We start from the raw sequence: 21,800 nt of genomic DNA, 5'->3' as shown, positions 1-21,800 counted from the left end.
GAGAACATGAGTGCACACACCGCGGTTCGCGTGCGGCCCCGATTCGGACGAGGGCGTCTGGCCATGCTGGGCTTCGTCGTCCCGGCCCTGGTGATCTACCTCCTGATGGTGATCGTCCCGTCACTGCAGACCCTGCAGCTGAGCCTGACCGACTGGGACGGCATCAGCGACGGCTACGACTACGTCGGCATCAAGAACTACGAGGACATCGTCGCGAGCACTCGCTTCTGGAACGCGGTGCGCAACACCCTGATCCTGGGACTCGGCTCGGCGCTGATCATCAACGTGATCTCGCTCGCCGTCGCACTGATGCTCGACAAGCTCGACCATGCACAGGGCTTCTTCCGCACGGCCGTGTACCTGCCGGCCCTGGTCAGCGCCTTCATCATGGCGACGATCTGGAAGTACCTGCTCAACTACAACTTCGGCTCCGTCAACACGGTGCTGCGTGACATGGGGCTTCCCGAGTGGGCCCGCGACTGGCTGGGTGACAGCAGCATCGTGATCTGGGTGATCCTCTTCATCACCTGCTTCACCCTGGGCGGCAACACCACCCTCATCTATCTCGCCAACTTGCAGTCCGTTCCGCAGGAGCTCATCGAGGCGGCCCGCATCGACGGGGCCAGCGGAGCGAAGGTCTTCTGGAACGTGACCTGGCCGATGATCGCGGGTGCGGTGACTGTCAACATGACGCTCGCGATGATCGCCGGCTGGGTGATCTTCGACCAGGTGCTCGTGCTCACATCCGGTGGGCCCGGGTTCGTGAGCGAGACCATGGCGTTCTTCATCTACAAGGTCGGCTTCGGCGAATACCGTGCCGGCTTCGGGTCGGCGGCCGCCGTCGTGCTCTTCATCGTGGTGATCGTGAGCACCGTCGCCGCGAACGCCTACATGCGCAAGAGGGAGATCCAGGCATGACCGAGACGATGACCCAGGTCACCATGAAGATCGAGCCCGAGCAGCGTCCGTCGGGCCTGGCCCGCATCCCCCGTCCACCGCGTCAGCGGCGGGAGAGGAAGAAGTGGTCGCTCGGGGAGATCATCGTGATGGTCGTGCTCAGCGTCCTGGTGCTGATCGTCGCCTCGCCGGTGATCTACGCCCTGCTGAACTCGTTCCGCTCATACGCCGAGATCACGAAGGATCCGATGGGGCTCCCCACCTCGTTCGCCTTCGACAACTACGTCGCCCTGTTCCAGCAGACCGACTTCCTCGAGGCGGTGCTGAACACACTCATCATCACGGTGGGCACCGTCGTGATGCTGATCATCATCGTGCCGATGGCCGCCTACGGCATCGAGCGGATCGGCGGACGCACCTCGCGCTTCCTCTACGTGCTGTTCATCGCCGGGCTCATGATCCCGTTCCAGGTGCGCATGATCCCGCTGGTGAAGGGCTTCGACGACGTCGGGCTCTACAGCACGCTGCTCTCGGTGATCCTCGTGCATCTGGGAGGAGCCGCGAGCTTCGGCATCCTGCTCTACTGCAGCTTCATCAAGGGCATCCCGATCGAGGTCGAGGAGGCGGCGCACGTAGACGGCGCGGGCCGCCTGCGCACCTTCTGGCTCATCGTCTTCCCGATGCTCCTTCCAGTGACATCCGCCTTCGTGATCATCCAGGCGCTCGGTCTCTGGAACGACTTCTTCATCCCGCTGGTCTTCCTCGATTCCTCGTCGGCGGGCACCATCAACGTGGCGATCAACCGCATGGTGGGACTCCTCACCTCGCAGTGGCAGCTGATCTACACCGGAGCGATCCTCGCGATCGTCCCGTCGGTGGCGATCTTCGCGGCCTTCCAGCGGTACTTCATCAAGGGCATGTCGGTCGGGGCGGTCAAGGGATGAGCGCCGTCGCCACCACCCGACTCGGACGCCTGCTCGGCTACGACGGCATCATCGCGACGCTGCTGCTGGGCGCCTTCCGATACTTCCTCGTGTCGCTCTCCTTCGTGTGCTGCCTCGTGCCGATGCTCGCGTTCCAGGCGCTGGTCGGCTGGCAGGCGACCCACACCGCGCTCTGGCTCGGCGCCGCGGCCGTGCTGACGGTCGCACCCGCTCTGCACGGTCTGACGCAGGCTGCTGCCGGCCTGCTCGACGGCGAGCCGCACGTCGCCCGGATCTTCTGGGCCGCCTTCGCCGGTGCCGTGCGCCACCGCTGGGGTTCCGCGCTCGTGCTGAGCGGCGCAGTGCTGGTGCTCGGATACGACGTGGCGCTTCTCGGAGCGGATGCGAACGTGCTGCTCGGTGCCGTCGCCGTCGCGGCCGTCATCGCCATGGTCGTTGTCGCGGCCGCGTTCCTCACGGACTCGCCGCTGCGCGGTGCAAGCTTCGCGATCGCCGCCGCGCGGATCGTCCTGCAGCGCCCGCACCTCGCCCTCGTGTGGCTGCTGGTGGGCGCCTTGGCTGCGCTCGCGACCACTCTGCCCGTGGTCGGCGCGGTCGGCTGGCTCTCCGCCCCGGCCCTCGCCGCCGTCGCGGCGACGATCTGCAATCGCGCACTCGGCTTCGGCCGCTCGCGTCAGCGGGTGGGAGCATGATCGCCCGGATCGCCGGCTTCACGATCGCGTGGAGTGCGGATGCGCCCGCGACCCTGGCCGTGGACGACGGGCATCCGGCGCCTCTCGTCGAGATCTTCACCGCGGCCGAACAGCGTGCGCGCACCAGTCAGGCATACGTGCGCTCGGCGCTGGGCGCCCGCCTGCGTTCGACGCGAACGGAGACGGCGAGCGACGCCGTCACGCTCGTGCAGCGGGATCCGCGCACCGGGCTCGAGGTCACGAGCGTGCTGTCGCTGTCGGGTTCTGCTCTGCGTGTGCAGCACACTCTTCGCGCCACGGCGCCGGGCCAGGTCACGGTCACGGCCGTCAGCTCGGCGAGCGTCGGGCTCGGCGCCGGCCCGAACGCGGGCGAGGACTACGACATCCTCACCGCGCGCAGCGAGTGGCTGGCAGAGAACCGCTGGCACCGTCGTGCTCTCTCGGACGAGCTGCCCCCGCTCTCCCTCCCGATCCACGCGCAGGACGGCCGCGGTCACGCCACACTGACCAGCCATGGGGCATGGTCGACCGGTGAGCATCTTCCTGTCGGCGCGCTGCTGCGCCGCGACGGCGCCGCCGTCGTCTGGCAGATCGAGAGCGGAGCCGGATGGCATGTCGACCTCAGCCAGGGCCTCGACGGTCTGACGCTGTCTCTGCTCGGCCCCACGGATCTCGAGCATCAGTTCGCCCACACGCTCGGTGAGGGCGACGAGTTCACCAGTGTCCCGGTCGTGCTCGCGGCCTCCCCACGAGGTCTCGACGCGGCGATCGCCGGCCTCACCTCTCACCGCCGTGCGATCAGACGCGTCGACGGACCCGACCTCCCGATCGTCTACAACGACTTCATGAACACACTCATGGGCCAGCCGTCGTCCGAGGCGCTGCGCCCGCTGATCCGGGGTGCCGCAGAAGCGGGCGTCGAGGTGTTCTGCATCGATGCCGGCTGGTTCGCCGACCCCGCCATCGGCGACTGGTGGGACACGGTGGGCGAATGGCAGGAGGCCGTCGACCGGTTCGACGAGTCGGGCCTGCGAGGCATCATCGGCGAGATCCACGCCGCAGGGATGAGGTCGGGGCTGTGGCTCGAACCCGAGGTCGTCGGTGTCAACAGCCCCGTCGCCGAGGCGCTGCCGGACGACGCCTTCTTCCGACGCTTCGGTGTGCGGGTCACCGAACACGATCGCCATCACCTCGACTTCCGGCACCCCGCGGCCCGCGCCCATCTCGACGAGACCGTCGACCGGATCGTGCGCGACTACGGCGTCAGCTTTCTGAAGCTCGACTACAACATCAACCCCGGTGCCGGCACCGACTGGCAGGCGGCGGCCGCCGGCGACGGTCTGCTCGGGCACATCCGCGCGTTCGGGGACTGGCTCGACGACGTGCAGCGCCGGCATCCCGCACTGCTGATCGAGAACTGCTCGTCCGGTGCGATGAGGGCGGACTATGCGCTGCTGGCGCGAACGCACATGCAGTCCACGAGCGACCAGCAGGACTTCCGGCTGTATCCGCCGATCGCCGCATCCGCGCCCGCGTCGATCCTTCCCGAGCAGGCGGGCAACTGGGCCTATCCCGCGGTCGGGATGTCGGATGCCGAGACAGCGTTCACGCTCGTCACCGGGCTCAGCGGACGGCTGTACCTGTCGGGCTTCCTGGCCGAGCTGCGCGAATCGCAGCGCGCGCTCGTGGCCGAGGCCGTCGCGGTGCACAAGACCCTCCGCACGCAGCTTGCGATGAGCGACCCGTTCTGGCCGCTCGGTCTGCCGGGATGGGAGGACGACCTCATCTGTCTGGGTCTTCGCGCCGAGGGGCGCACCCTGCTCTTCGTCTGGGACCGCTCCGACGAACCGCGAGCGGTGACCATCCCCGGTGTCCATACGGCCGAGACGATCTTTCCGGCGGGTCTGCCGGCGGTCGGCATGGCAGATGACTCGTGGCGCCTCGAGGATGTCGACGGCGGCATCCGGATCGAGACGGGCGACGGCATCGGCGCTCGCGTTCTCCGCGTCGGCGAGGGCCACGCATGACCGGCCGGATCCGGCCCGGCGAGGTGCTCGTCGATGATCGCGGGAGCATCGCGCAGCTGCACGGCATCGGCGTTCAGCGGGTGGGCGGTCACTGGTACGCCTGGGGCGAGGACAAGACCGCGGGAGACCGCTTCACGGCCGTGGCCTGCTACCGCTCCACCGACCTCGCGAGTTGGGAGTACGTCGGCGATGCGCTCGCCGCGGGCGGGGGAGATCTCGCCCCCGATCGGATCGTCGAGAGGCCGAAGGCGCTGCAGCGCCCCGACGGACGCTGGGTGCTGATCATGCACATCGACAGCGCCGACTACTCCGATGCGAAGGTCGGCTATGCCGTCGGCGACGCCCCTGAAGGTCCGTTCGACTACCGAGGGAGCGAGCGCCCTCTGGGCAACCTCAGCCGGGACATCGGGGTGTATCAGGAGGACGGCATCGGCTACCTCCTGTCCGAGGACCGCGAGCACGGACTGCGCATCTATCGCCTGCGGCCGGACCACTGCGGCGTCGAGTCCGTCGTCGCGACGCTGCGCCAGCAGGATCGCCCGGAGATCGGCTACGAGTCGCCGACGCTCATCCGCCATGAGGGCACCTACTACCTCTTCGGCTCCGACCTCACCGGGTGGGACCTCAACGACAACAAGTACTCGACCGCTCGGTCGCTCGAGGGTCCGTGGTCGCCGTGGCAGGATTTCGCTCCGGCGGGGACTCGCACCTTCGATTCTCAGGTGAGCGTCGTGCTGCCCGTCGAGGGAGCGCATGTGTACATCGGCGACCGCTGGAATCGAGACGACCTCGCATCCTCTGCGCCCGTCTGGCTGCCCCTGCACGTCGAGGAGGGTCGCGCCGAACTGATCTGGCGCGACGACTGGAGCATCGAGGAGCTGAAGAAGTGAACGCCCGACCCCGCGCGATCGTCGCGATGAATCCACCGGCGCTGGCCGAGAACCTGTTCGGCCCGCACCGGGCACGGCTGAACGATCTGGTCGACGTCAGCGCCGAGGTGATCACCGAATTCGACGGCGACCTCGCGTCGCACCTGATGGCCGACGTCGAGATCCTGCTGGCCGGGTGGGGATGCCCGCACATCGACCACGATCTGCTCGATCGGATGCCGGGCCTGCGCGCCGTCGTGTTCGCAGGCGGCACCGCGAGCTCGATCCTCGACACGGTGGAGGCGACCCGCCGCGGCATCGTCTTCACGAACGCCGGTGAGGGCAACGCCCAGGCGGTCGCGGAGTACACCGCGGCCACGATCCTGCTCGCCGGTAAGCGGGCGAAGTACGCCGAGCAGATCTATCGGGAGGGGCGCGCCTTCGTCGACCGCGAGGCCGACCTGATCGACAGCGGCAATTTCGGGCGAACCGTCGGACTCGTCGGGGCGTCGCGGATCGGGCGCCGGGTCGCACAGCTGCTGCAGCCGACCGACCTGCGGGTGCTGATCTACGACCCCTACGCGTCCGAGGAGGAGATCGTCTCGCTGGGCGGGCTCAAGGTCGAGCTCGACGACCTGCTCGCGACCTCCGACATCGTCTCGCTGCACGCCCCGGCGACTCCCGAGACCGAGCACATGCTGGCGGCGCGCGAGCTGGCGATGATGCGCGACGGCGCTGTGCTGATCAACACGGCGCGTGGCTCGCTCATCGACCACGACGCTCTGCGTCGGCATCTCCGGACGGGGAGGCTGGACGCGATCCTCGATGTCACCGAACCCGAGCCGCTCGCTGCGGACGACGAGCTGTGGACGCTGCCCAACGTGACGCTCACGCCGCACATCGCCGGTGCCACCGGCAATGAGCTGCACCGTCTGGGGCGTGACGTCGTCGACGAGGTCGCGCGGTACATCGCGGGTGACGCCTTCGTCGGCTTCGAGCGCGTGCCGGGGGTCGTGTGATGGGCGTGGTGCGCAATCCGATCCTGCGCGGATTCAACCCCGACCCGTCGATCCTCAGAGTCGGCGACGACTACTTCATCGCCACGAGCACGTTCGAGTTCCACCCGGCGGTGCGCATCCACCATTCCACGGATCTCGTCGACTGGACGGTCCGAGGCCATGCGCTCGACGAGGGGTTCGACCTCCGTGGCATCCCGGACTCCGGCGGGGTGTGGGCGCCGAGCCTGTCCTACGCCGACGGCCGGTTCTGGCTCGCGTACTCGGTCGTGCGATCGATGGACGGCGACGACAAGGACATCGACAACTACCTCGTCACTGCCGAGAGCATCGACGGCCCGTGGAGCGAGCCGGTGCATCTGGGCTCACGCGGCTTCGACTTCTCGTTCTTCCACGACAGCGACGGAACACATTGGATCGTGGGCGTGCAGTGGGATCAGCGGCCCGAGCATCCGTCGTTCGGGGGACTCGTTCTCGAACAGTATCTGCCCCACGAGCAGCGCACCTCCGGCGAGGCGCGCGTGATCCATCAGGAGCCCACGCTCGTCGAGGGTCCCAACCTCTATCGGATCGGCGACTGGTACCACCTCCTGATCGCCGCCGGCGGCACGGGCTGGAACCATGCCATCACGGTCGCGCGGTCCCGCGACCGCTTCGGACCCTACGAGCGCGACCGGCAGCCGTTCGTGCTGACGAGCCGCGACGCACCCGGTGTCCCCCTGCAGAAAGCGGGGCACGGTGAGCTCGTGCAGACGCCGGACGGCGAGTGGATGCTGGTGCACCTGGCCAGTCGGCCCACGCTGCATCTCGGTGAGCGGTTCAGCACTCTCGGGCGCGAGACGTGCCTGCAGCGCGTGGTCGTCGACGGCGACGGCTGGCTGCGACTCGCCCAGGGCGGCCATCACGCCGCTCTCGAGGTCGAGGTCGCCGGTGCGCAGGTCGGTCGCGCTGTCGCGAGCGGCTTCACCGACCGCTTCGATGCGGCGCACCTCGACAGCCGCCGCTGGTCGACTGTCCGTGCCGCACTCGACCGCGACACCGCCGACCTGACCGCCCGACCGGGGTGGCTGCGTCTGCGCGGTGGTCACTCGGCGGCATCCGTCTTCGATCAGGCGATGATCCTCACGCGGGTCGAAGAGCATCACGCGATCCTCGAGGCCACCGTCGATGCGGAGCCGACGAGCACGCGTGAGCTCGCGGGCCTGATCGCCTGGTACGACCGCAACGGCTGGATCGGGCTGCAGCTCACCTGGGATGCCGAGAACGGGCGGCATCTGCGCGTCGTGAGTCGCGACGGGTCGCGCACCACACGCTCTGCGCCGATCGCCGTGCCGCCCGGGCCGGTGCGGATGCGGATGGCCCTCGACGGCCCCGACCTCCGCTTCGCGGTCGCCTCGGTCGACGACGCTCGCTGGAGAGATGTGCCCGGCGTGCACCCCGCATGGACGCTGTCCGACGATCACGGTGATCGCCTGCGGTTCACCGGGATGTTCTTCGGCATCCGTGCCGACGATCTCGACGGGCGCGGCTGGTCGGCCGACGTCTCCGATGCCTCGCTGCGGTATGCGGCTCGCGGTGCCGACCTGGCGGGGGAGGGCTGACCCTCACCCGAGCCTGCAGATCACCGCGACGTTCCCCTCCTGCATGCCCTCCCGCCGTCACTCGACGGCGCAGTCACGGAAGAGAGATCGATGAAGATCGAACACCGCAGTATCCGACGTACGATCGGCGCTCTGACAGCGGGCGTGATCGCTCTCAGCGGCGCGCTTCTGGTCGCACCGCCCGCCGCCGCAGCATCCGCTGCACCCGCCTCCTCGCTTCTCGAAGCCGCGGTGCAGGCGCCGCTGCCCGAGATCGAGCAGACCGTCAGCGATGCCGGGTTCGCGCATCCCGGCATCGGCTTCTCGGCCGACCACCTCGAGAACATGCGCACCCAGGTGCGGGCCGGGGTCGATCCGTGGGCGAGCTACTACGACGCGATGGTGGCGACGCGCTACGCCTCGCGCGACTTCCGCGCCGAGAACGCCCAGCCGGGCACCGACGTCCCGAAGAACGACGCCTACGCGAGCGCCGGCATGAGGTCGATGGCGCTGAAGGACAGCATCGGCGCGATGACCCAGGCGCTCGAGTACGCGGTGACGGGTGACGAGCAGTATCGTGCGAACGCTCTGCACGTGCTGCGCACCTGGAGCAGCCTCGACCCAGCGAAGTACCAATATTTCGGTGACGCGCACATCCACACGGGCGTACCGCTGTACTACATGCTGATCGCGGCCGAAGTGATCCGCAGCACGGAACCCGTGAACGAGAGCCTCGACGGATACGACCTGCGGTGGACGGATGCCGACGAGCAGCGCATCGAGGACAACCTGGTCCGACCGGTGCTCGACACGTTCCTCTTCTCGAACAACCGGCTGTGGAACCAGCACCTCTACGGCGTGATCGGCATGGTCTCCGCGGCGATCTTCCTCGATGACGCCGAGCTCTACGCCGAGCGCGTGGAGTGGTTCACGGTCAACTCGGAATACGAGAGCGAGCACGATCTGTACGGCGGCAACGTCAACGGATCGCTCGCACAGCTGTTCCGCGAGATCCCGGCCGACGCTCCCGGCAACACCACGGGCGAGCCGTTCGTGCAGCACATGGAGATGCTGCGCGATCAGGCGCACGGTCAGGGAGACGTCGACATATTCGTGGCGCTCGCCCGCATCGTCGACGCGCAGGGGACCAGACTCGATCCGGTCGCCGGCACCGTGTCGAGTGCGTCGGATGCGGTCTCGCCCTACCGGTTCCTCGACGATCGCATCCTCGACGGTGCCGACACGTTCTACGCCTTCATGATGGGCGAGGAGGTGCCGTACGTTCCGGCGAACGAGGGGGGCGCGATCTCGCAGGCCTACCGTGGTCGACTGCAGGATCCGCTGAGCGAGGCGTACCTGCAGTACCGCTACGTCGCTGACGTCGATGTGGCCGACGCTGCGCCCCATGTCGCCGACCTCTACGAGCAGAGGGACGGCCCGCTCTACTACTACGGCAGTGGCGTGCAGAACTTCTGGAACGATCGCGGCTCGGACTACACCGGCGCCGAGTACTGGGTCGCATTCCCGCAAGAACTCGCCGAGGTCGACGACCCGGTCGCTCCACTCACTCCGAGCGCCGAGCTGTCGGTCACGACATTCGGCACCCCGCTCGGCGACGGCGCCGAGCGGGAGGCCGATGCCGACGGCACCTCCTTCATCCGTCTCGATGCCGGTGCGGATGACGCGAACCTCGCGATCCGGCGCGCGATATGGGGCGACCGTGCGTCGCAGTCCCTGGTCGGGGTGAAGGTACGCAGCGACGGCACCGCCCGGCTGCAGGCCTCCCGCACGGCGGACGGGGCCCCGTTCACCGATGTCGTGATCCCGGACACCGGCGGCGACTGGCGCTACGTGTGGTTCGACCTGGCGCTCGCGGCGACCCCCGGTGCGGTGGGAGAGAACATCGTCTTCCTTCGCGCGACCGGCTCGGATGCTCGGGTCGACGTGGCGGGGCTCCTGGCTCAGGCGAACGGCGTGCTCACGCCGCCGCGGTTCACGGATGCGCCCGCACTCGACGTGGTGCTGGTGGCAGGAGAGCCGTGGACGCGCGGAATCGGGACGACCGATGCCGCCGGCGAGACCGTCACCCTCGCACTGCACGACGCGCCCGCCGGTGCGGTGCTGCAGGGCGACGAGCTCAGCTGGTCGCCCGACCAGGCAGGCGATGCCGCGATGACCCTCGCGGCGTCCGACGGGACCACCGTGACCGCGCTGCCCGTGACCGTCACGATCGCCGATGACCGCACGGGGGCGATCGCCGAACTCGTCGCCCGCGTCGGTGAGAGCGCGGAGTACACCTCGGCGAGCTGGGCGCGGATGACCGAGGCGCGAAGCGCCGCGGACGATGGAGTCGCATCGGCGGATGCTGCCGCATTCGGCATCCTTCTCGAAGCGCTCGGCGACGCCGTGTCGAACCTCGTGACGCTCACCCCGGTGCTGCCGGACGGCACGCTCGACTACCGCTCCCTCGTGTCGGCCCCGCCCCTCACGGCTGCCCAGTTGACGGCGCTCGCCGACGGCGACAACCAGTCGACCTGGGGTGACCAGCGGGTTCCGAGCATCGTGTTCGACTTCGGTTCGGGTTTCCGTCTCGACGCAGAGCGCTTCGGCCTGCAGGCCAGAGACACCTTCGCCAATCGCGCGGAGGGCACGAACGTCTACGGTTCGAACGACGGTGCCACCTGGACGCTGCTCACCGCGCATCCGAACGTGGGCACGGATGCCACGATCGAGTGGATCGATGTGCGCAGCGAGGTGCGCGATTCGACATTCCGGTTCGTGAAGCTCCAGGTCGATGAGCCCGGTGTGCCGTCGGATCCCGCGTATCCGGGAATCTGGAGCATCGCCGAGCTGCGCATCGACGGCGCCAGGAGCGAAGCCGTCGGGTCGATGGATGCGGTCTCGATCGCGTCGTCCGATGCGGTCGCGGGTCGAGTGGTCGCCGGCGACAGCGTCGATGTGACGCTGACCGGACCCGCCGACAACGCGGGCGTCGCGGTCACCGTGCTCGGAGCCCCGGCCGAGGTGACGTCGCCGTCGCCCGGGACCTGGATCGCCAGTGCGACCATCCCCGCGGGCGAGGCGCAGTCGGGCCGAGTCGGATTCACCGTCGACTTCACCACGGCCGACGGTCGTCGCGCCGACACGATCCACGCCACGACCGACGGCTCGGTGCTGTACCTGTCGAGCGACGGCGGACGCATCGACTCGGCATTCCGCGATGCCGCGGTGCTGCGACCCGACGGGGTGGCGGACGCCTCGTGGACCCAGTACACGGCGCGAATGCTCGACGGCGACCCCGCGACGCACTCCGACACCCGACTCAACTCCGGTCTCTACGGCAACGTGTGGGACTTCGGCCCCGACGCGACCGTGTCGTTGTCCGGTGCCGAACTGCTCGTGCGGCAGGACGGCTACGGCACCTCGCGCATCTCGGACATGCGGCTGGAGGGGTCGAACGATCTGACCACGTGGGCGCGCCTCACCCCGTCAGTGCCGGCGAAGACCCTCGATTGGCAGACGTGGTCCGTAGCGGATGACACGGCCTTCCGGTACGTGCGTCTCGTGAACGGCCAGATTCTGAACGTCGCCGAGCTGATCCTGTTCGGAGTCGTGACGACCGCGCCCGCGATCGAGGCGTGGGATCCGGTCGCCGTCTACGACGCCGGCGACGAGGTCTCGCACCAGGGCGCGACCTACACGGCGCAGTGGTGGACGAAGGGCGACGCCCCCGACAGCTCGGCGACAGGTTCGTGGATGGAGCAGGGAGCGCTCATTCCGGCGGCCGGCGACGGCGTGCGGGCCTGGACGTCGTCGTACGTCTACATGGGCGGAGAGGTGATCGCCCACCAAGGGCACGCCTTCCGGGCCCGGTGGTGGACGCGTGACCAGGCGCCAGGCGATGCGAACGGGCCATGGGAGGATCTCGGCGCCTTCTGATCCGTTCTCCGGGCGGTGCGGCCGGGCTCTCCGGCGGTGCCGCCCCTCCTGACGGGATCGACAGCCGTGAGCGGATGCGGATGTGGCCGCGGTGCGCTCAGTCCGAGCGCACGGGTCCCGTCGATCCGCGGACGATCAGCTCACCGGCCAGCACGACCGGGCCGTCGTAGGCTCCCCCGACGGCGATGCGTCCGGCCAGCTCTCCCACATCGTGGAACGGCGCCCGCACTGTGGTCAGCGAGGGCGTCAGGTCGGCGACCAGCTGCATGTCGTCGAAGCCGACGACCGAGATCCGCTCGGGAATCGCGATGCCTTCTGCGTGCAGCGCCCGGCACACCCCCACCGCCATGATGTCGGTCTGGCACACGATCGCGGTGACGTCAGGGTCGCGGCCGAGCAGATCGAGAGTGGCCGCGGCGGCGTCGTCCGAAGTGTTGCTGCTTCGCACCGCGAGCGCGGGGTCGAACGCGATGCCGGCGTCGTGGAGACCGTCCTGGTAGCCGAGGAAGCGCTGATGCGGAGTGGTCATGTCATCGAGTGAGCCGAGGAACGCGATGCGTCGGTGGCCGAGAGTGACCAGATGCTCGACTCCTGTGCGGACTCCGCCGCGGTGGTCGTAGTCGATCGAGGCGATGTGAGGGTGGTGGGGGAGCGCCGCTCGACCGCACAGGATCAGCTGCGCCCCGACCCGTGCGAGGGTGGCCGAGTATCGTTGCGCCCGCGCCTCGAACTCCTCGGTGGCCGGAGTGGAGCCCACGAGCAGGACGGCAGCCACTCGCTGCTCGCTCAGGGTCTCGATCAGGGCGGCTTCGCGCTCGACGTCCCCGCCGGTCGTGCACATCGTGAAGAGGTGGCCGTTGGCGGTCGCGACGTCTTCGGCGCCGCCGGCCATGGAGGCGAACGTGGGCCCGACCATGATGCTGGACACGAACGCGATGCTGCGCCGCCCGACGCCCATCATCGAGCGAGCGAGACCGTTCACGACATAGCCGAGCTCTTCTGCGGCAGCGAGCACTCTGGCGTGGCTCGCAGACTTGCCTGCGGCGCGGCCGGCCAGCACGCGCGAGGCGGTCGCGCGTGAGACGCCCGCGGCCTGGGCCACTTCGGCGAGAGTCGGGCCGCCACCGCGTTCGGGCCCGGGCGTCGCATTGCGACGTGCGGGCGAGCCGTCATCGATCGTGGTGGTCACACTGGGAATCTATCGCGGCGACCGCGTCGCGGCGCGCAGACCCGCAACTAGTTCCGGTCTCGCGTTCTCGGTCCCACGGGTGCGAAAGGGAATGCGGGTGGGACTGGGGAGCAGCCCCACCCGCGAGTGCCGCGTCCGTAGGGGAACGCGAGCTCTCGGACACGAAGTCGACTCAGGTCCCCAGGGCCGGCTTCTCGTCCCACTATCAAGACGCTGACGACGCCCGTTCCTGACGCCGCAACCAATATTCCGGTCGGATCCGTGCCCGGACGTCACTTGCCGCCCGGGGTGACGACGACCGCGTAGTCGGCTCCAGGACCGGTGACGCCCGACTCCGCATCGATGTATCGCAGGGTGAGCAGGTGGAATCCGAGATGGATGTCGGTGATGTAGTCGTCGGAGGTCACCTCGTCGATGGCGATGAGGTGGGGCACCACGACGCCGTCGACGGCGACCTGCACCCAGCCGCCCGGGATGCCCTCGAGAGTGACGAGCGCGTCGTCCTGCTCGCCGTCGGCGTCAGCATCCCCCCGCTCGAGGTGGGGGCGGGGCTGATCACCGGAGATGACCGGCACGGGGAATGCGAGGGGGCCGACCGGCTCGCTGAGGTCCACGTCGCCGGAGGGTGAGGTGTGCTGGGCTGTGAGCGTCATGCCCTGCCTCAGTTCGCCTCCCGCGACGGAGAGCGTGAACTCACCGTCGCCGTCGACCGTCGCCTGGGCGAGGACGGAGCCGAGCTCGTCGATGACGGCGACCGTGCTGCCGGGGATGCCGGTGCCGCTCACCGAGACAGCGAGGGGACTGCTGGTGTCCCACCCGTCCGGACCGATCGCGAACACGGGCGGGGTCTCGACCGGCGGGACCTCGACCGGCGGGGTCGCCACGGGGGGTCTGGTCGCCGGAGGGCCCGCCGCCGGCGGTGCGACCACCGGGGCGCTCGGCGGCTCCGGAACGGCGCGCACAGGTGTGTCCTGCCGAGTCGTGTCGACGACCGGCTGCACTGGCGGCTCCACCGGAGCAGGAATGAGCGGTGCGACAGGTGGGGGCGCCGGTGACGTGTCGTCGTCCGTCGCGGGTGTGGCATCGGGAGTCGGGGCGATAGGGCGGGCGGCGGGCCCGGACGCCTCACCACGGTCGCCGTCTGCCGCCGGTTGCGACCAAGGGCCGACCATCGCCACGGCGACCGTCGCCGCAAGGGCGACCGCGCTTCCCGCGGCGATCCCGATGGTGAGCACGCGGCGGGTCCGCAGGGCGGCGGACGGTCCGATGACGGAGGCGCTCGCTGCCGCGCCGGGCTCGAGAGCGGCGTAGGCGGCGGCGCCGGCACTGCCGAGTGCGAGGGGCAGCAGCACGGCTCGCAGCTTCGACGAGGCCGTGTCGATGTCTCGCGCGATGATCGTGCAGCCGGCGCACCCTTCGAGATGGGATTCGAGGCGGGGGCGCTCGTGCCGACTCACCGGGCGGCGAGAGCGGCGCACGAGCCGCCCGCACGCCCAGCGACACTCCTCGGGACGGGAAGGGTCGGCGATGAGCGCATCCAGCCAGGCATGGCGGAATCCGTCGCGAGCGCGGAGAGCCAGCGCCGACACGGCATTCGGAGTCAGTCCCATCAGCGGAGCGATCTCGCGCGGCTTCATGCCCTCGACCTCGAGGTACCAGAGCAGGGTGCGGTGGTTCTCGGGCAGATTCTTGAACGCCGCCGCGAGCATCGTCTTGTCCGACAGCTGCTCGATCGCGTCGGGGGCCTCATCGGGGATCTCCTCGATGAACTCGATCGGGATGTCCTTCTGCTTGCCGCCCCACGTCGCGGCGGCGTTGCGGATGGCGGCGTAGAGATACGCCCGGAAGCCATCGGTCGGTCCGCCGCCGTTCTGCATCGCGCTGAACGTCTTCGTGAAGGCCTCGCTGACGAGGTCGTCAGGGTCGATGGAACGCGTCACTGCCCGGGCCGCGCGGAGCCCCGCCTCGGAATGGCGCTGCCACAGCACGGCGAACGCTCGGGCGTCTCCGCTGCGCGTCGCGTCGGCGAGCTCGGCATCCGACCGCGTGTCGGTGCTCGGATCTGTGGTGATGCTCATGGCGTCCCCCCGATCGTGGTGACGGGGTCCGGGTCACCGACTCCGAGACCGCGGAGGCGGTCTCGGAGTCAGCATACGCTCAGAGCTTGCTTTCGAGGGGTGAGTCGTGATATATCGGAACGCTGAAGTATCGCGGGGGCGATCCCGCGCGCGTTCTCGCCGCCGCTCCGGCTACTGCTCGGGCTCGTCGTCGACCTCGACCCCGGGTCCGGGTCCCGGCCGCACGGCGGCATCGGGGAGGATGTCGATGCGGGTGTTCCCGTCGTGCTCCGAGACCTCGATGCGCGGGGCGGCATCGGCCTCGGTGGCATCAGGGGCCGCGGTCAGCTGGTCGTGGCGCTTCTCCTCGCTCGTCATGGCGTCGTCGGCGTCGGGGGTGAGATCAGGCGTGCTCATCGTTCTCCTTCGTGGTGGTGGATGACGGGGCTCCGTCGTGGTCGCGACGGTCGGAGCGGTTGCGGCCCCAGCGGGCGAGCAGGTACAGCACGGCGCCGACCGCCAGCAGGATCGCGCCGAACAGCCAGACGACCCCTCGCTGCTGGGTGAGCAGCAGGATGCACGAGGCGATGCCCAGCACCGGGATGACCGTCCAGATGCGGAAGTGATCGTGCTCGACGCGGTCACGTCGCAGCACCAGCACCGAGACGTTGACGCTGAGGAAGACGAAGAGCAGCAACAGCACGACGGTCTCGGCGAGCGTCGCCAGATCGCCGACGAGCGTGAGTCCCATCGCGACGAGGGTCGTGGTGAGGATCGCCACCCACGGGGTCTTTCGATTCGGCAGCACGCGGCCGAGCACGGCGGGCAGCAGGTTCTGCTCGGCCATCCCGTAGGTCAGGCGGCTCACCATGATCATCGTGAGCAGTGCACCGTTCGCCACCGCGATCAGGGCGATCAGGCTGAACAGCCAGGAGGGGATGCTGGCACCCGCGGCCTCGACGACCGACAGCAGCGGTCCGCTCGACTCCTGCAACTCGGACGCCGGCAGTGCGATGGAACTCGCGACCCCCACGAGCACGTACACCGCACCGGCGGTGAAGAGCGCGCCGAAGAGGGCTCGCGGATAGGTGCGCCGCGGATTCTTGACCTCTTCGATCATGTTCGCCGAGGTCTCGAAGCCGACGAAGGAGTAGTAGGCGATCACCGCTCCCGACAGGACCGCCAGGGCGACGGGCGTCCCCTCGGGCGTCTGAGTCAGCCGCGAGGCGTCGCCGCCGCCGCCGACCACGAACATCCCGACCACGACGATCACGATCACGAGACCGCTCAGCTCGATCGCCGTCATCACCAGATTCGCGCCGAGCGACTCACGGATGCCGCGGGCGTTGAGTGCTCCGACGATCGCGAGGAAGACGATCGCGACGGGAATGGTCGGCAGGTCGAAGAACGTGCCGAGGTAGTCGCCGGCGAACGCGATCGCCAGGCCCGCGGCGCTCGTCACGCCGGCCGCGAGCATGCTGAACCCGACCAGGAACGAGACGACGGGGCTGTGGAAGGCGCGCTCCGCGAAGACGGATGCCCCGCCGGCGCGCGGATACTTGGTGACCAGCTCGGCGTACGACCCCGCGGTCAGCAGCGCGAGGAGGAGAGCGAGAAGCAGCGGTGCCCACAGCATCCCGCCGACCTTCTCGGACAGCACACCCATCAGGGCGTAGATGCCGGCGCCGAGCACGTCGCCCAGGATGAAGGCGAACAGCAGGGGGCCGGTGATGGCGCGACGCAGGCGAGTGGGCTCCTCCGGCGTCGTGGCGGTGTCGGAAGTCATCCCGGAACAGTACGGACAAGCGTGCCGATGTGGCGACGGGGTTGACATGCCGTCGCATCGCATTCAGGTATTTCACAGGCGCCAGCGCGGCGTACGCCCGGACTCCGACTGCCGTCGCTAGATTCGGGGGCGTTATCGGAGGGTGCGTCGGCTGGAGTGCGCAGGCGGACGGGGGTCGCCTTCCCTCACCTCTCAGAAAAGAGCACTTCTCATGTCAGGTACTCCCCGAAAGGCGCTCGCCGAAGCGATCGCCACGTTCCTCTTCGTCCTCACGATCATCGCGGCGATCAACAGCGAGAGCCCGCTGACTCCGCTCGCGATCGGCTTCACGCTCGCCGTGCTCGTCTTCTCGACCGGCCACATCTCGGGCGCTCACCTCAACCCGGCGGTCTCCGTCGGCGTCTTCATCCGTGGCGGCCTCAGCGTCGTCGACTTCATCGCCTACCTCGTGGCGCAGTTCGTCGGTGGCGCGCTCGCCGCGCTGGTCAGCTTCGCCGTGTGGCCCGCCGGTGGCGAGGCTCTGGTCGTCGAGGTAGGACCCGCCTTCTTCGTCGAGGCGCTGTTCACGCTGATCCTCGTCTGGGTCGTGCTCAACACCGCGACCTCGAAGGACACCGAGGGCAACTCGTTCTACGGCCTCGCGATCGGGGCGACGGTGTTCGTCGGCGCAGCGACCGTCGGTTCGATCTCGGGCGGCGGCTTCAACCCGGCGGTGGCCCTCGGCCTCTCGGTCGGCGGGTACTTCGACTGGGCCTCGCTGTGGCTCTACATCGTCGCCCCCGTGGTCGGCGCGGTCATCGCGGCTCTGCTCTTCCGCGTGCTCAACGCGGACGATGCCAAGAAGATCGGCGCGTAACCACTCTTCATCGAACGCCGCGGCCTCTCCGGAGGGCGCGGCGTTCGTGCGTGTGGGGGGGTGTTCCGGAATCATCCGTCCGGGGGATGCCGTCGTGAGGTGGCCCGTCATAGCGTGGATGCATGCTGATCGTCGAGGAACTCCACATGCTGCTTCTCCGGCCTGATGGCCGCGTCGAGAGCGCGGTGAGCGTGAACCGCCTGTACGGCGAGGTCGCGGCCGTGATCGTCGACCTCGCCCTGCACGGACGCATCGCGGTGTCGGACGAGAAGAACCCGGTCATCGAGATCGTGTCGACCGACCCGACGGGCAACCCGATCCTCGATACGACACTGAAGCGCCTCGTGCCGTTGCGCGGCAAGCGGCTGCAGTCGCTCGTGGTGCGCCCCAAGCTCGATCCGCTCGAGATCGTGGTCGAGTCGCTCATCGTGCAGGGCGTGCTCGTCAAAGGGGAGCGCGGATTCTTCGGCTGGGGGTCGGCACGCACTCCCGAATCCGATTCGACGCCCGAGCAGGCGCTGAGGGCGCGGCTCGCCGCGGTGCTCGCCGGAACGGGTGCTCCGACGCAGGCCGACCTGGCGCTGCTTGCGATCCTGCAGAACCTCAACGCGGCGCACGCGATCCTGCGCGAGGAGTGCGGCGGGCTGTCCTCGCGCGACCTCAAGAAGCGGATCGAGCAGCTCACGGCAGGATCGCGGGCAGGGGATGCCGTCGCCAAGGCGGTCAACGATGCGATCACGGCCGCGATGGTGGCGATCATGACGCCGACGATCGTGGCGGCGACCATCACCTGATACCGGTCAGCGCAGCACCGGCATGCCCTCTGCGAGATCGCCGATGACCGGGTTCGCGTCCTGAGGGTCGACCACGAGACCGGTGATGGCGTCGACGTTCAGAACCGGGAAGCGCGAGATGGCGCCGATCTTCTCCTCGCTGCCCAGGACGTAGGTCTGCGCACAGCGCGCGGCGATCGCGCGTTTGGTGGCGGCGTCGTCGAGGTTGCCGGTGGTCAGGCCGTGGACGGGATCGACGCCCGTCACGCCCAGGAAGAACAGGTCTGCGGCGAGATGCTGCACGGCCTCCATGGCGAGGGGGCCGCTCGCGACCATCGAGAAGCGGGCGAGTTCGCCGCCGATGATCACGACGCGGGCGTCGGAGTGCTCGGCGACGGCGAGGGCGATCGCCGGGCTGGGGGTGATGACGGTCAGGTCGGCGCCGTACGGCAGCATGCGGGCCATCGCGAGCGTCGTGGTTCCGGCATCCAGCACGATCGTCGAGCCCGGCAGGATCAGCTCGACGGCGCGGCGGGCGACCCGCTCCTTGCTCTCGGTGGCCAGCGACGAGCGCTCGTCGACGGGCCGATCGGCCGGCGGAACCGGCAGAGCGCCGCCATAGACGCGGACGAGTTCGCCCGTGTCGGCGAGCTCGCGCAGATCGCGACGGATCGAGTCCTCGGAGACGCCGAGATCGGTGGCGACGTCCTTCGCCACCACGCGACCGTCTCTGCGCAGGATCTCGCGCAGATGATCCTTTCGTTGCGCACTCAGCATCCGAAACTCCATCCCGTTCATTCACGAAGTTGCACGTTACTGCACGGTTAACGTTACAGTCTTCTCCATGAACACACCACTGCTGATTCTCATCGCCGGCCCCTACCGCTCCGGCACGGGCGGCGACCCCGCCCTGATCGCCCGCAACCTCGAGGTCCTCGAAGAGGTCGCGGCCCCCATCCACCGTCTCGGCCATGTGCCGATGATCGGCGAATGGGTCGCCCTGCCGATCCTCCGAGGCATGGACGAGACGGATGCCGCCGAGGGCGACGTCATGTACGAGACGGCCCACCGACTGCTGCAGCACTGCGACGCGGTGCTGCGCCTGCCGGGAGACTCCGCCGGCGCCGACAAGGACGTCGAGATCGCGCTCGAGCGCGGGCTGCCCGTGTATCGATCGATCGACGAGATCCCGTCGAGGGATGCCGAAGCCGCCTGAGCGCGGCTCATCGGGAGGGGGCCGTGGCCAGCCGGTGGCTAGGCTCGTGAGCATGACAGACGATGTGCGCAACGTCCACGACGCCCTCTCGGCGATCACCGAGCACTGGCAGCCGCACCGGCTCACCAGCGTCAACGACTACGACGTCAAGGTCGTCAAGCTCCAGGGCGAATTCGTCTGGCACACCCACCCCGACACCGATGAGCTGTTCATGGTGGTGAGCGGCCAGCTCACCATCCAGCTCCGCGACCGCGACGTGATTCTGCACCCGAACGACGTCTTCGTCGTGCCGCGCGGGGTCGAGCACTGCCCGAAGGCGACGGACGAGGTGCACGCGATCCTGTTCGAGCCGAAGGGAACGGTCAACACCGGGGACGCCGGAGGCGACATGACCGCGACACTCCAGGAGCTCGCCTGATCCGCCGTCAGATCGTCAGATCGTGAAGCGCACGCCCGAGAGGTGCTCGGCGACCGACCACAGTTCCGCGCCGACGTCGACCGACCGCACCTGGGCGCTCGCGGCGACCCGCTTCGGCGCCCCGCGGAACTCGAGCAGCCCGCCCGGACCCCAATAATCGCCGCCGGTGGCATCGGCCGCGACGGCAGCATGCAGGATCGGCGCGGCCCCGGCATCCTTGCCCTGCACGAGCGGGCGGCTGACCGACGCGAGGGCGCGCGTCAGAGGTGAGACCGCGGCGAGTCCGTCGCGGTGCGGAGTCAGCGGATCGACGGCGTAACCGGGGTGAGCACACAGCGCAGACCGCGCCGTGCCCCGCCACCGGCGGTTCAGCTCGAAGGCGAGGGCCATCAGGGCGGCCTTCGAGCGGCCGTACTGACGCAGCGACGCACCCGTCCACGGCTGAGAGAGTGTGCCGGGGTCGATCTCGGCGAAGCGATGCGCCAGCGATCCGACGGCCACGACCCGAGCGTCGTCGGCGAGCAGACGGTCGAGCTGGGCGACCAGGGCGAAGTGTCCGATCGCGTTGGTGCCGACCATGAGGTCCAGTCCGTCCGCGGTGCGGGCGCTGCGATCCGCCGCCTTGACCCCGGCATTGCAGATCACCGCATCGAGCCGCTCGTCGAGCGATGCCGTCGCCGAGGCGACGCTCGCCAACGACCCGAGATCGACCGGCACGATGTCGAGGTCGGCACCCGGAACCTGCGCGCGGATCGACGACACGGCCACCTGTGCGCGCTCTGCCGACCGGCATCCGAGCAGCACCCTGGCACCCTGCGTGGCCAGGATCTCCGCGCACCAGTATCCGATGCCCGCGTTCGCCCCGGTGACGAGGATCGTGCGGCCGGTGAGGTCGGGGAGCGCGAGCGGCGAGGGCATGTCCTCCAACCTAGGCGGAGACACCCACCCGGTCGGCCGTGCGGACGATCGTCGCGAATCCGCGCGCCGCCAGGATGCTCTCGGTCCGCTGCATGATCTCGTCACCCGAGACGGCCGCGAGCCCGTCCGTCGCCTCGATCGCCGAGGTCGTCGTCGCATCCGTCACGAACTCCACCGTGAAGCCGAGGTCGGCCGCCATCCGGGCCGTCGTCTCGCAGCACTGCTCGGTGCGGATGCCGCAGACGACCACTCGGCCGACGCCGCGGCGCCGGAGCTGATCTTCGAGATCGGTCGATGTGAACGCGTTGACGGTGGTCTTCGTCACGGCGATCTCGTCGCTCTGCGGGTCGAGGTCGGAGACCACCCGGACGAAGCCGTTGGCCGGATCGAAGACTCCTCCGCTGCCCGGCTCGGAGTGCGTGACCCACACGACGGCGTCTCCCGACCGACGCGCGTACGCGACGAGCTGGGAGATGTTGTCGATGACGCCCGGGTTGGCGGTGGCCGCCCACTCGTCGGGTCGCTGGCGGAAGGATTCCTGCGCGTCGATCACGAGCAGGGCGGTGGCGGGGGAGTCGTGGCTCATCCGATCATCCTCGCGGTCCCGGCCCGCGACGGCCAGT

Annotated in this window: 19 protein-coding genes; 12 read left to right on the top strand and 7 right to left on the bottom strand. The window is 69.1% G+C overall.

Annotated elements, in window-relative coordinates:
• Positions 1 to 6: 6 nt before the first annotated feature.
• From QRN21_RS06810 to QRN21_RS06775, 8 genes are all read left to right on the top strand, one after another.
• On the top strand, positions 7 to 918 hold the full coding sequence (locus tag QRN21_RS06810) for a carbohydrate ABC transporter permease (protein WP_053098115.1): 912 nt from the start codon (positions 7 to 9) through the stop codon (positions 916 to 918).
• The gene (locus QRN21_RS06805; protein WP_233277259.1) at positions 915 to 1,841 is read left to right on the top strand and encodes a carbohydrate ABC transporter permease; all 927 of its coding nucleotides are present in this window, start codon (positions 915 to 917) and stop codon (positions 1,839 to 1,841) included. Before QRN21_RS06810 ends, QRN21_RS06805 begins: the two co-directional genes overlap by 4 nt.
• Entirely contained in the window at positions 1,838 to 2,533 is a 696-nt protein-coding gene (locus QRN21_RS06800) for a hypothetical protein (protein ID WP_285363490.1), read from the top strand. The genes QRN21_RS06805 and QRN21_RS06800 overlap by 4 nt, the downstream gene beginning before the upstream one ends.
• On the top strand, positions 2,530 to 4,560 hold the full coding sequence (locus QRN21_RS06795) for a glycoside hydrolase family 36 protein (RefSeq protein WP_285363489.1): 2,031 nt from the start codon (positions 2,530 to 2,532) through the stop codon (positions 4,558 to 4,560). The genes QRN21_RS06800 and QRN21_RS06795 overlap by 4 nt, the downstream gene beginning before the upstream one ends.
• The gene (locus tag QRN21_RS06790) at positions 4,557 to 5,450 is read left to right on the top strand and encodes a family 43 glycosylhydrolase (RefSeq protein WP_285363488.1); all 894 of its coding nucleotides are present in this window, start codon (positions 4,557 to 4,559) and stop codon (positions 5,448 to 5,450) included. The genes QRN21_RS06795 and QRN21_RS06790 overlap by 4 nt, the downstream gene beginning before the upstream one ends.
• Positions 5,447 to 6,448, top strand: a complete 1,002-nt coding sequence (locus QRN21_RS06785; protein ID WP_201778460.1) for a hydroxyacid dehydrogenase — start codon at positions 5,447 to 5,449, stop codon at positions 6,446 to 6,448. The genes QRN21_RS06790 and QRN21_RS06785 overlap by 4 nt, the downstream gene beginning before the upstream one ends.
• Positions 6,448 to 8,046 carry a glycoside hydrolase family 43 protein gene (locus tag QRN21_RS06780; RefSeq protein WP_285363487.1) on the top strand — a complete coding sequence of 533 codons (1,599 nt, stop codon included), beginning with the start codon at positions 6,448 to 6,450 and terminating at the stop codon, positions 8,044 to 8,046. The genes QRN21_RS06785 and QRN21_RS06780 overlap by 1 nt, the downstream gene beginning before the upstream one ends.
• 90 nt (positions 8,047 to 8,136) lie before the next feature.
• Positions 8,137 to 11,964 carry a carbohydrate-binding protein gene (locus QRN21_RS06775; RefSeq protein ID WP_285363486.1) on the top strand — a complete coding sequence of 1,276 codons (3,828 nt, stop codon included), beginning with the start codon at positions 8,137 to 8,139 and terminating at the stop codon, positions 11,962 to 11,964.
• Between the two features lie 97 nt (positions 11,965 to 12,061).
• Here the strand turns inward: QRN21_RS06775 and QRN21_RS06770 are convergent, their stop codons facing one another.
• From QRN21_RS06770 to QRN21_RS06755, 4 genes are all read right to left on the bottom strand, one after another.
• Positions 12,062 to 13,153: a LacI family DNA-binding transcriptional regulator gene (locus tag QRN21_RS06770; protein WP_285363485.1), complete on the bottom strand. Its 1,092-nt coding sequence runs from the start codon at positions 13,151 to 13,153 to the stop codon at positions 12,062 to 12,064.
• Positions 13,154 to 13,425: 272 nt separating this feature from the next.
• Positions 13,426 to 15,231, bottom strand: coding sequence for a sigma-70 family RNA polymerase sigma factor (locus QRN21_RS06765; RefSeq protein ID WP_285363484.1), 1,806 nt, complete (start codon positions 15,229 to 15,231; stop codon positions 13,426 to 13,428).
• Positions 15,232 to 15,402: 171 nt separating this feature from the next.
• Positions 15,403 to 15,627, bottom strand: a complete 225-nt coding sequence (locus QRN21_RS06760; protein ID WP_053098107.1) for a hypothetical protein — start codon at positions 15,625 to 15,627, stop codon at positions 15,403 to 15,405.
• Positions 15,614 to 16,996: an APC family permease gene (locus QRN21_RS06755; protein ID WP_053098106.1), complete on the bottom strand. Its 1,383-nt coding sequence runs from the start codon at positions 16,994 to 16,996 to the stop codon at positions 15,614 to 15,616. Before QRN21_RS06755 ends, QRN21_RS06760 begins: the two co-directional genes overlap by 14 nt.
• 211 nt (positions 16,997 to 17,207) lie before the next feature.
• Between QRN21_RS06755 and QRN21_RS06750 the strand changes: the two genes are divergently transcribed.
• Together QRN21_RS06750 and QRN21_RS06745 are read left to right on the top strand one after the other, a co-directional pair.
• Positions 17,208 to 17,852, top strand: a complete 645-nt coding sequence (locus tag QRN21_RS06750; protein WP_053098105.1) for an MIP/aquaporin family protein — start codon at positions 17,208 to 17,210, stop codon at positions 17,850 to 17,852.
• Between the two features lie 122 nt (positions 17,853 to 17,974).
• Complete coding sequence (locus tag QRN21_RS06745; RefSeq protein ID WP_285363483.1) at positions 17,975 to 18,646, top strand: GOLPH3/VPS74 family protein; 672 nt, start codon at positions 17,975 to 17,977, stop codon at positions 18,644 to 18,646.
• A 6-nt stretch (positions 18,647 to 18,652) separates the two neighbouring features.
• Here QRN21_RS06745 and QRN21_RS06740 read toward each other — a convergent pair whose 3' ends face one another.
• A complete protein-coding gene (locus QRN21_RS06740; RefSeq protein ID WP_056275362.1) occupies positions 18,653 to 19,402 on the bottom strand; it encodes a DeoR/GlpR family DNA-binding transcription regulator in 750 nt (249 codons plus the stop codon).
• Between the two features lie 67 nt (positions 19,403 to 19,469).
• Here QRN21_RS06740 and QRN21_RS06735 point away from each other — a divergent pair, with 67 nt between their 5' ends.
• Positions 19,470 to 19,841: a DUF4406 domain-containing protein gene (locus QRN21_RS06735; RefSeq protein ID WP_171821956.1), complete on the top strand. Its 372-nt coding sequence runs from the start codon at positions 19,470 to 19,472 to the stop codon at positions 19,839 to 19,841.
• Positions 19,842 to 19,893: 52 nt separating this feature from the next.
• Complete coding sequence (locus tag QRN21_RS06730) at positions 19,894 to 20,259, top strand: cupin domain-containing protein (protein ID WP_053098103.1); 366 nt, start codon at positions 19,894 to 19,896, stop codon at positions 20,257 to 20,259.
• A gap of 15 nt (positions 20,260 to 20,274) precedes the next feature.
• Here QRN21_RS06730 and QRN21_RS06725 read toward each other — a convergent pair whose 3' ends face one another.
• The gene (locus QRN21_RS06725) at positions 20,275 to 21,177 is read right to left on the bottom strand and encodes an SDR family NAD(P)-dependent oxidoreductase (protein ID WP_285363482.1); all 903 of its coding nucleotides are present in this window, start codon (positions 21,175 to 21,177) and stop codon (positions 20,275 to 20,277) included.
• 10 nt (positions 21,178 to 21,187) lie between these two features.
• Positions 21,188 to 21,763 carry an isochorismatase family protein gene (locus QRN21_RS06720; protein WP_053098101.1) on the bottom strand — a complete coding sequence of 192 codons (576 nt, stop codon included), beginning with the start codon at positions 21,761 to 21,763 and terminating at the stop codon, positions 21,188 to 21,190.
• Between the last annotated feature and the right edge of the window lie 37 nt (positions 21,764 to 21,800).

It is taken from the genome of Microbacterium sp. LMC-P-041, assembly GCF_030209555.1.
Classification (GTDB): Bacteria; Actinomycetota; Actinomycetes; order Actinomycetales; family Microbacteriaceae; genus Microbacterium.
The sequence above is the reverse complement of the archived record's forward strand: the minus strand, read 5'-3'. Positions and strand labels throughout refer to the sequence as shown.